Here is a 10207-nt window from a genome sequence, read left to right as displayed (position 1 = left end):
TCGCGCCGGGCAGGGTCCCAATCCGTGCGAGGGACTGCGCCCGCCGCTCGCCGCCCGGCGGGCGCAGTCCCTCGAACGGATTGGGACCCTGCCCGGCGCGATAGGCCTCGATCTGCCGCTGGATCTGCGACTTGATCGGCTTGGAGAAGTTGAACCCCCAGCGCAGTTCGGACCGCTCGGTCCGCGCGAAATTGATCGGCCGCGTATCCAGCCGCACCAGCGCCCCCGTCTCGTCGCGCAGGAAACGGTCCGGGAAGGCGGCGGCGATCTCGGCGGTCACTGCCGTCAGGTCGATGACCGGATCGTCGGTCCGGCTGTTCACGAAGCTGGCGGTCAGGTTGAGATCGGTCTGGCTCCACGGCTTCAGCGTCAGGCCCAGCCGCTCGACATGCCGGTTGCTGGCGCGCAGCAGCGGATTGCCGCCGCCGATGGTCGTCACCGTCGCGGTTTCGCCGCGCACATAATCGAACACCCGGACGTTGGGCGTGGTGATCTGCGGATTGCCGAGCTGCGTGGGCGACGGCGCACTGTCCGCATCGGTGACGTTGGCGATCAGCCGCAGCCCCTCGATCGGCGACCAGTTCGCGCCGTAGCCGATGGTGGTCAGCGTGCCGAAGTCCGATACCTCGTTCACGCCGGCGTTCAGGTTCAGCGACAATTGCCGGAGCGGCGACAGCACGCCGCGCGTCCGGCTGGCGATCGGCAGGTCCAGGTTCACCTGCCCGTTCACCGTATCGCGCGAGATGTCGGCGCTGCGCAGTTCGCCGAAGCGGAAGGAGCGGCTGTCCACCGAATTGGTGTCCGCCCCCACCTTGATGCTGGTCGAAACGTCGCCCGCGGGCAGGCTGAACAGACGGCCGTTCAGCAGCGCGTCGACCGATCCGGTCTGGGCGGTCGAACGCGCGAAGTTGCGCGCCGCCAGCGGCAGGTCCACCGGGGTCAGCGGCCCGAACGGGTTGGCGCCCGGATCACCCGCCGCCAGCTGCGTGTTGAAGTCGCCCGCATCCAGCCCGGTATCGGTCGCCACCCGGCTTTCGCTGCGATCATAGGCGCCCGTCAGCGTCCAGCGCCACCGCCCCAGCTCGCCGTTCAGCGCGGCACCCAGGCGCCCGGTCAGCGCGTTGTTGCGCTGGCGCAGGGGCGAGAAGTCACCGTCGAACCCGCGCGCGACCACCACGTCGGTCCCGAAGGGCGAGAAGGGGTTGCCCGACGGCAGCGCCAGTTGCGCGGTGGGCAGGCCTTGCAGGCTGGTGCTCTGCGTCGTCTGCACCTGCGCGTTGATCGAGGCGGAGATGTTGCCGAAGATCGGCTGCGCATAGGTCACATTGGTGCCGAACTGCCGCTGCGCACCCTGCAGGGTGCGGAAACGGGTGGCGTCCAGCAGATCGGCCGGCGTGCCGGCGAACTGCGCCAGCGTCGGATCGGCGACCCCTGCGGGCACCCCGACGATCGTCGTCGCGGTGCCGGTCAGCGCGCTCAGCGCCGGGTCGATCTCGCCGCGTCCGCCTGCGCCCAGCACATTGCCGCTCAAGCCGAAATTGGTCTGGGGCGCCGTGATGCCGCGTTCCGCCTCGGTCAGGGCGGAGCTTTCCTGATATTCGGTATGCAGGCTGAACCGCTTGTCGCGCCGGATCTGCACCAGATCCACCTCGCCCTCGCCGAACACCTGCCCGCCCTGTGTCGGCACCCGCCCCGTCGCCTCCACCACCGTCGAGCGGAAGCGGTTGCGCAGCACGAAGTTCACCACCTTCTGGTCCGCGCTATAGCCATATTTCAGCGCGACCTCCTCGGGCAGGATCTCGACGCGGCTGATCGCCTCGGTCGGCAGGTCGCGGATTTCCTGGAATCCCGAGATGCGCTTGCCGTTCAGCAGCACCACCGGCGCGCCGCCGCGCCCGCTCGTCGTCTGCGGCGTCAATTCGGTCAGCAGGTCGGCGATCGAACTGACGCCGTAGGAGCGCACGTCCGCCGGGCTCAGCGTCTGGTCGGGGGGAATGTCGCCGATCACGGAGCCGCGCGGCCGGGCACCGGTGACCACGATATCCGCCTCGCCGTCCGCGGCCTCGTCGGCGCCGCCCGCACCATCGGCGCCGTCCTGCGGATCGCTCTGGGCCGCGGGTGTCGTGGTCGACGGTGTCGCGGGCGCGGTCTGCGCGATCGCCATGGCCGGCCATGCCACCGCCCCCATCAGCATCGCTGCCATCATGCTCCGCATCGTCACACTTCCCCGAACTGATAATCGAGGTGCCGACTAGGGGCGATTTGTCGCAGAATTATGCCCGGCGCACATAAACGGGCGAAACTGTGAGAATCAGTCGCGGGGTGCCTCGCGCAGCATCGCCTCCAGTGTGGCCCGCGCCGCGCTGTCCGCGGCGGAGGCATCCACCACCCTCTCCAGCGCGCGGTACGCGGCCAGCACGCGCGCCCCCTCCGGGGTCAGCCGCGCGCCGCTGTCCGCCCCGCCGCCGCGCGCGGTGGCGACCAGCTTCGCCGACCAGCAGCGATTCATCTCGTCCACCAGCAGCCACGTCCGGCGGTAGCTCATCGCCAGCGCACGCCCCGCCGCGGAGATCGACCCGTGCTGCCGGATCGCTTCCAGCAGGTCCGCCTTGCCGGGGCCCATCGCGATCACCTCGCCGCACAGGATCTGCAGCTTCAGCTTCAGCGGGCCCCGGCGCACCGACATTATCCGGCAAAGGCCTTTTCGATCACGTACGCGCCCGGCTGCGCGTTCGACCCCTCGGGGAAGCCCATCGCCTCGAACTGCGCGCCCAGGCTCTTGATCATGTCCATGCTGCCGCACATCATGATCCGGTCCGTCTCCGGGTTGAACGCGTGCCCGCTCGGCAGGTCGGCGAACAACCGCCCGCTCTCGATCAGCGCGTCGATCCGCCCCGTCGTGTGGAACGGCTCGCGCGTGACGGTGGGGACATAGTGGAACTTCTCCGCCGCGACTTCGCCGACCAGCGGATCGTCGGCCAGCCTGGCCGACAGCTCGTCATGATAGGCCAGATCGCTCACCCGGCGCACCGAATGGACGATCACCACCTCGTCGAACAGGTCATAGATGTCCGGATCGCGCGCCACCGACAGGAAGGGGGCCAGCCCGGTGCCCGTCGACAGCATGAACAGCCGCTTGCCCGGCAGCAGCGCGTCGGCGACCAGCGTGCCGGTCGGCTTGCGCCCCAGATAGATCTGGTCGCCCGGCTGCACCTTTTGCAGCTTGGAGGTCAGCGGGCCGTCCGCCACCTTGATCGACAGGAAATCCAACTTCTCGTCATAGGACGGGCTGGCCACCGAATAGGCGCGCAGCAGCGGCTTGCCCGTGTCGCCGGGCAGGCCGATCATCACGAACTCGCCGGACCGGAAGCGGAAGCTGTCGGGACGCGAGATGGCGAACGAGAACAGATGCTCGTTCCAATGGTGGACGCTTTGCACCGTCTCCACGCTCAGCGCCGCGGTGGGCGCCAGTTCGACCTTGGTTTCCGTCAACACACTCATGCTCCTTGGGACCGGCGCCGGGCGCCGTCCTCCACTTCTCGATCCTGCAAGCGATGACGCGCCCTTACCATGCGAAGCGCAGGCTGCCCACAAAGGTCCGCGATGCACCGAAATAGCAACTGTTGTTGAAAAAACAGGAGGCGATGTGCCGCTTGTCGAACAGATTGTTCACATTGGCGGTAAAGGTCAGCCCGGTCATCGCCGCATCCAGCCGGCCCAGGTCATAGCCCAGCACCGCGTCCGCCAGCACGAAGCCGGGCGACCGGAACCGCTCCACCACCGTCTGGTTGGCGCGCACGAAGCTGGCGGTACCGTCCGATTCGCCGACATAGCGGACACCGCCGCCGATGGTGACGCCGCCCAGCGGCCCGGCGACGCCCGCCCTGGTCAGGTCGTAGCTGACGAAGCCGGACGCGCTCCACTTCGACACGCCCAGCGGCCGTGTTCCGGTGACGCCGGCCAGTTGCGCGCCGCTGCCGACCACCGGCGTGCCGCGCGTCACCAGCGGATCGGTGTAGGTGCCCGCCACCGTCACATCCAGGCCCGGTGCGATCTCGCCGCGCCCGTCCAGTTCGATGCCCTTTACCGCGACCTCGCCCACCTGCACCTGCGCGCCGGTCGGTATGCCCGCCACCACGCCCGCGCGCGGATCGCCCACCGGCACGTTGCGCCGCCGCAGGTCGAAGAAGGACAGGGTGAACAGCGCGCTCGTCCCCGCCGGCTGGTATTTCAGCCCGCTTTCATATTGCCGCCCGGTCACCGGCACGAACGGCGCCGTCGTCACGCTGCCGCTGCCGCCACCAATCGTGTAGAGCACGCCGGCCTGCGGCTCGAAACTCTCCGAATAGCTGAAGAAGGGCGACAGCCCGATCTTCGATTCGTACAGCGCGCCCAGCCGCGTCGTGAACGCGGTCTGCGACAGGCGCGCCAGCGCACTGGTGTTGCCCGGCGCCAGATTGCGGTTGATCGTCGCCTGGTTGTACCAGTCCCACCGCCCGCTCGCGATCAGCTGCAACCGCCCGATCGCGATCTGGTCCTGCACGTACAGCCCGACCTGATCGATCGCGCGCCGGTTGCGCGTCTGGAGCAGCGGGAAGCTCGGCTGCACCCCGCCATAGACCGGGTTGAACAGGTTCAGGTTTGCAATGCTGGTCGCCGGGTTGTTCGTCACCCCGGTGTTGAACTGCTGGTCGTTCACACCCCGGTTGTTCTGCCAGTCGACGCCCGCCAGCAGCGTATGGCCGACCGGCCCGGTGCCGAAGCTGGCGGACAGGTGGTTGTCGATGGTGATCGTCCGGAAGGCCTCGTCCGATCCGCCACCGCCGCGCACGATCGTCGAAAAATCGGTCTGCCGCGCAGCACCCGCGCCCGTGGTCGCAAAGGCGGACAGGTAGATTTGCCGGTAATGCAGGTCGACATCGAAATAGCGCGCATTGGTCGTCCAGCGTACCGCATCGGACAGGTCGTGGCGGACCAGCAGCGTCGCCGACTTCTGCTTGCGGTCGAACGCCTCGTACGCCGGCTCGGACACGTTCAGGTCGATCGGAAACCGCCCGAACGGATTGCGCAGCGCCGATCCGTAAACCGGCACGCCGCTATAGGATGCCGCCTCCGGATCGCGCTGATAGCTCAGCAGCAGCGAGATGCTGGTCCGGTCGTCCGGCGCAAAGGTCAGCATCGGTCGCGCATAATAGCGCCGGTTACGCGTGCGGGCGACGAAACCGTCCGACTGCTCGGCCCCCGCGATCACCCGGAACAGCCATGTGCCGTCCTGGTCCAGCGGCTGGTTCACGTCGATCGCCGAGCGGACCAGATCGAAATTGCCGCCGGCCAGCTCGATCCGCCCGCCCGCCTGCGCATAGGGCAGCTTGCTGGTCAGGTTCACCAGACCGCCCGGCGTCGCGCTGCCATACAGGACCGATGCCGGCCCCTTGATGACGTCGACGCTGTCGACCAGGTGGAAATCGATCTGCGGGATCGCGTACACGCCGCCCTGCAACCGCATCCCGTCCATGAAGATCGCCGGCGAGAAGCCGCGCACGAACAACTGGTCGTACCGGGTGGCGACGTTGCCGCGCTGGTTGGGCGATACGCCCGCGACATAGCTGAGCGCCTGGTTGATCGACAGCGCGTTGCGCCGGGTCAGTTCCGCATTGTCGATCGCGGTGATCGTCTGCGGCGTCGCGATCAGCGGCGTGTCGGTCTTGGTCCCCGACTTGGCCGATGTCTCGCCGCGCTGGCCGTTCACTACGATCTCTTCGGCAGAGCGCGTCTGGGTGTCCTCGTCCGGGGCGATCGGGTCGGCGCCCGCTGGCGCCATCACCATGCCGGCCAGCATCGTTCCCGCCAGCCATCCCGCCAGGCGCATAAATTTTCCCCCGTGATATTGATAATGACTCGCAGAGGCTGCTAAAGGGAGCCGATCACCGTGACAAGGAAAATTCGCCGCCCATGTCCGCCGGCCCCGTTCCCGCCTCTCGCCATGCCGCCGCGCGCCACAGCGCCGGCGTCGTCTGGCGCTGCGTGACGGTGCTGTTCGGTGGCTACGCCTTTGCCGCGGTCGCCGTGACGCTTCTCGCCCGGCTGCTGCCGATCGAACGGGCGGAGGCGACCGGATGGGGCATGGTGCTCAGTTTCCTCGTCTTCGTCTCGGTTGGCCTGTGGGGGCTGCACGACCACCGGCTGGGCCGCGTGTCGCTGGTGATCTGGGGCGGCGCGGCGCTGGGGTTCGCGGCGCTCCGCCTGCTGGGCGTTCGTCCGTGAGTGCCGCGGCGATCGGCCTGCGCCAGTCGATGGCGACGATCCATGGCTGGCTGGGCCTTCTCGCCGGCTGGATCCTGTTCACGATGTTCCTGACCGGCACGGCCAGCTATTTCCGCCCGGAAATCACCCAGTGGATGCAGCCGGAGATCCGCCCCGCCGCCGTCTCGCCGTCGCAGGCCGCGGGCGCCGCGGTCCGCCGTCTGAACGCGGACGGACCGGACGATGTGCAATGGTACATCTACCTGCCCGACGACCGCACCGTCGCCACCCGCGCCTTTCGCCTGCTCGCCCCCGGCCCCGACGGCAAGCCGCAGCGCGGCCCCGGCGAGATCACGCTCGATCCCGCCACCGGAGCCGATCTCCACGCCCGCGACACACGCGGCGGCGAGCATTTCTACCGCTTCCATTTCCAGCTTCAGCTGCCGCACCCCTGGGGCCGCTGGCTGGCCGGGCTGTGCGCGATGTTCATGCTCGGCGCGATCATCTCGGGCGTCATCACCCACAAGCGCATCTTCGCCGACTTCTTCACGCTGCGCTGGAACAAGGGGCAGCGGTCGTGGCTCGACGCGCACAACGTGTCTGCCGTCCTCGCACTGCCCTATCATGCGATGATCACCTATACCGGGCTCATCACGCTGGTAGCGATGTACATGCCCTGGCCGGTGGCGGCGAACTACGCCAGGCCGCTCGCCTTTGCCGAGGCCGCATACGGCCTGCCCGCCGAGGGCGAGGCGAGCGGCCGCCGCGCCCCGCTGGTCGATGTCGCCGCACTGGTGCGCGACGCGGAGGGGCGCTGGGGCAAGCCCGCCACCCGCCTCGTCGTCCGCCACCCCAACGACGCCGCCGCCACCGTCACCGTCAGCCGCCACACCCGCGGATCGATCAACGCGCGCACCCCCTCCATCACCTATGACGGCGCCACCGGCCGCGTCCTCGCCATCGCCCCCGACGCCGGCCCCGCGCTCTCCACCGCCGGCGTCATGCTCGGCCTGCATATCGCGGGGTTCGCCGGGCCGGCGCTGCGCTGGGCCTATTTTGCGCTCGGCCTGACGGGCGCGGCGATGGTCGGCACCGGCCTGCTGCTCTGGACCACCAAGCGCCGCCGCCCGAACGCCGCGCCCTTTTTCGGCCTGCGCCTGGTCGAACGGCTCAACATCGCCGTCGTCGCCGCCTTTCCGATCGGCATGGCCGCCTATCTGCTCGCCAACCGCCTGATCCCGGCGCAGGCACAGGGGCGCGCCGCCGCCGAGGTATCCGCGATGTTCTGGGTCTGGGGCATCCTGTCCCTCGTCCAGCTCGCCCGCCCCGCCCGCCGCGCCTGGGCCGAGCTCTTCGCGCTCGGCGCGCTGGCCTGGGCGGCGATCCCCATCGTCGATGCCGCGACCACCGACCGCGGCCTGTTCCACGCGCTGGCGACCGGCGACATGGTCTTTGCCGGCGTCGACATCGCCACCCTGGTCATCGCCCTCACCCTGGCGCTTGCCGCCTGGCGTGCCAGCCGCCGTCCCCCCGCGCCGAAAGGGCGCCGCACCACTGCCCCCCGACAGGAGCAGCTCGTCCATGCCTGACGCCATCCTCTTGAGCTTTCTCGGCCTGTGGCTGATGGCCGCCGCCTCGCACAAGCATTGCCGGGAGGCCGGGGTCTGCGATCCCCGCGCCAAGCGTGCGCTGCGCTTCCTCGGCAGCCTCGCGCTCGTGCTCGCCTTCACCACCTGCGGCACCGAACTCACCGGCGAGCGCGTCGTCCGCGCGCTAGGTGCCGCCTCGGTCGCGGGTGTCGCGCTCGTCCTGCTGCTGTCCTTCCGCCCCGCGCTCGCCTTTGCGCCCCTGCGCCGGGCGCTGGCGCTCAGCCGGGGTCGAACACCGACCAGCCCGTCCGCTGCACGAGCCGTTCCAGCGCGAGTGTCCCTAGCTGCGAATTCCCGCGGGCGTTGAGCCCCGGCGACCACACGGCGATCGATGCCTTGCACGGCGCGATCGCCAGGATGCCGCCGCCCACGCCCGACTTGCCGGGCAGGCCGACGCGAAAGGCGAACTCGCCCGATCCGTCATAATGGCCGCAGGTCATCATCACCGCATTGATCCGCCGCGCCCGCTGCGGCGACACCACCGATCGCCCCCTTTCCCCGGCGGTGGCGCCGGGCTGCACCCCGCGCGCCATCAGGTAACGCCCCGCCAGCGCCAGTTGCCGGCAACTCATCGCCAGCGCGCATTGGTGGAAATAGAATCCCAGCACCCGCTCGACCGGGTTCTTCAGGTTGCCGAAGGCGTGCATGTAATGCGCCAGCGCCATGTTGCGGTGCCCCGTCTCCATCTCGGCGGCGGCGACGGCGCGGTCGACGATGATGTCCTCCTCCCCCGCCAGCCCGCGCACGAAGCGCAGCATCTCGCCGATCGCCTCGCGCGGTTCGTGCCGGCCGAGCAGCACGTCCGACACCACGATCGCGCCGGCATTGATGAACGGGTTGCGCGGGATGCCGTGTTCGGTCTCAAGCTGTACGATCGAGTTGAACGCGGTGCCCGACGGCTCCCGCCCCACCCGCGTCCACAACTGGTCGCCCACCGCGCCCAGCGCCAGCGTCAGGGCGAAGACCTTGGAAATGCTCTGGATCGAGAACGCCTCTTCCGCGTCGCCCGCCAGATGGCACGTCCCGTCCATCTCGATCACCGCCATCCCGAACCGCGCCGGATCGACGTCGCGAAGACCCGGAATATACTGGGCCGGCACCCCCCGGTCGGGCGCCGCCTTCATCTCGGCGGCGATCTCGGCAATGACGGCGGACAGGTCGACCATGCCCGATCCTAGGGCATCGATATCCGACCCACCACCTCCGTTCGTGCCGAGCGAAGGCCATCCACCCGTCGAAGCACGCCAGTAGGCCGCCATCACCTCCGTTCGTGCTGAGCGAAGTCGAAGCACAAGCGGTACGGCGTGGCCTTCGACTTCGCTCAGGCCGAACGGATGTTGGGAAGGGGAAGCGCGAACCGCCACCGCAAATACCCCCCTTGGGTCACTCCCTTCGATGGTGTACGCTCCAACCCATTGATGTCGCCCGGTTCCGACAGCCCGATGCGCGCCGCCCTCGCGCAATGCCGCCGCCATTTCGCCGCGGCGGCGGTGTTCAGTGCGCTGCTCAACCTGCTCTATCTGGCCCCCACCCTCTACATGCTGCAGGTCTATGACCGGGTGGTGCCGACCCGCGGGGGGCAGACCTTGCTCTTCCTCACGCTGGTGCTGCTCTTTGCGCTCATGACGCTGGCGCTGCTCGATCGCACCCGCACCCGCCTGCTCACCCGCGCCGGGGTCGCGCTCGACGCCGCGGTGGCCCCGCATCTCCTCGACGCCACGCTCGGCCGGCCCGAGGCACCCGAGGCGCGGCAGGCCCTGCGCGATTTCGACCAGTTCCGCGCCACCCTTACCGGCCCGGCGATGCTGGCGCTGTTCGACGCGCCGTGGCTGCCCTTCTACATCCTCGTCTGTTTCGTCGTGCATCCCTGGATCGGCGCGGTCGCGCTGCTCGGCGGCATCGCCCTGCCGCTGATCGCGCTCGCCAACGAACGTGCCACCCGCCCCCGGCTCGATCAGGCGCAGGCGATCGCCGCGCGCACCTATGCCGCGCAGGACGCCGCGCTCTCCTCGGCAGAGGCGGTGCGCGCGCTCGGCATGCGCCGCGCCCTTGTCGCCCGCCAGCAGCGCGAGCGCGATGCGATGCTCGTCGCCCAGACCGAGGCGGGGCTGGCCGGCGGCAGCTACCTGACGGCCACCAAATTCACCCGCCTCGCGCTGCAAAGCCTGGCGCTCGGCCTCGGTGCGCTGCTCGCCATCGACGACATGATCTCGGCCGGCGCGATCTTCGCTGCCTCCTTCCTCATCGCCCGTGCGCTCGCCCCCATCGAACAGCTCGTCGCCACCTGGCGCAGCATCGCGCAAGCCCGCAGCAGC

Annotated in this window: 8 protein-coding genes and 1 pseudogene; 4 read left to right on the top strand and 5 right to left on the bottom strand. The window is 69.4% G+C overall.

Features of this window, described 5'->3' with window-relative positions:
• From OXR08_RS18075 to OXR08_RS18060, 4 genes are all read right to left on the bottom strand, one after another.
• Window positions 1-2206, bottom strand: a 2206-nt coding sequence (locus OXR08_RS18075) for a TonB-dependent receptor (protein ID WP_267351991.1), incomplete at its 3' end; no start/stop codon positions are given.
• A 105-nt stretch (window positions 2207-2311) separates the two neighbouring features.
• On the bottom strand, window positions 2312-2680 hold the full coding sequence (locus tag OXR08_RS18070; protein WP_267351992.1) for a LysR family transcriptional regulator: 369 nt from the start codon (window positions 2678-2680) through the stop codon (window positions 2312-2314).
• Window positions 2681-2685: 5 nt separating this feature from the next.
• Entirely contained in the window at window positions 2686-3501 is an 816-nt protein-coding gene (locus tag OXR08_RS18065; protein ID WP_267351989.1) for a ferredoxin--NADP reductase, read from the bottom strand.
• 64 nt (window positions 3502-3565) lie between these two features.
• Window positions 3566-5869, bottom strand: coding sequence for a TonB-dependent siderophore receptor (locus OXR08_RS18060; protein ID WP_267351987.1), 2304 nt, complete (start codon window positions 5867-5869; stop codon window positions 3566-3568).
• A gap of 83 nt (window positions 5870-5952) precedes the next feature.
• Between OXR08_RS18060 and OXR08_RS18055 the strand changes: the two genes are divergently transcribed.
• From OXR08_RS18055 to OXR08_RS18045, 3 genes are read left to right on the top strand one after another with little or no spacing between them, the layout of a single operon-like run.
• Window positions 5953-6264 (top strand): hypothetical protein, encoded by a 312-nt coding sequence (locus OXR08_RS18055; RefSeq protein WP_267351985.1) that lies wholly within the window; start codon window positions 5953-5955, stop codon window positions 6262-6264.
• Entirely contained in the window at window positions 6261-7832 is a 1572-nt protein-coding gene (locus OXR08_RS18050) for a PepSY-associated TM helix domain-containing protein (protein WP_267351983.1), read from the top strand. Before OXR08_RS18055 ends, OXR08_RS18050 begins: the two co-directional genes overlap by 4 nt.
• A complete protein-coding gene (locus OXR08_RS18045) occupies window positions 7825-8199 on the top strand; it encodes a DUF3325 family protein (RefSeq protein WP_161555500.1) in 375 nt (124 codons plus the stop codon). The genes OXR08_RS18050 and OXR08_RS18045 overlap by 8 nt, the downstream gene beginning before the upstream one ends.
• Here OXR08_RS18045 and OXR08_RS18040 read toward each other — a convergent pair.
• Window positions 8111-9058 carry a glutaminase gene (locus OXR08_RS18040; RefSeq protein WP_267351980.1) on the bottom strand — a complete coding sequence of 316 codons (948 nt, stop codon included), beginning with the start codon at window positions 9056-9058 and terminating at the stop codon, window positions 8111-8113. The two genes, OXR08_RS18045 and OXR08_RS18040, sit on opposite strands and share 89 nt — an antisense overlap.
• 276 nt (window positions 9059-9334) lie before the next feature.
• Here OXR08_RS18040 and OXR08_RS18035 point away from each other — a divergent pair.
• A pseudogene (locus tag OXR08_RS18035) lies at window positions 9335-10207 on the top strand (type I secretion system permease/ATPase); the annotation flags it as partial.

The sequence above is a fragment of the Sphingomonas sp. GM_Shp_2 genome (genome assembly GCF_026540875.1).
Lineage (GTDB): Bacteria > Pseudomonadota > Alphaproteobacteria > Sphingomonadales > Sphingomonadaceae > Sphingomonas > Sphingomonas carotinifaciens.
The sequence above is the reverse complement of the archived record's forward strand: the minus strand, read 5'-3'. Positions and strand labels throughout refer to the sequence as shown.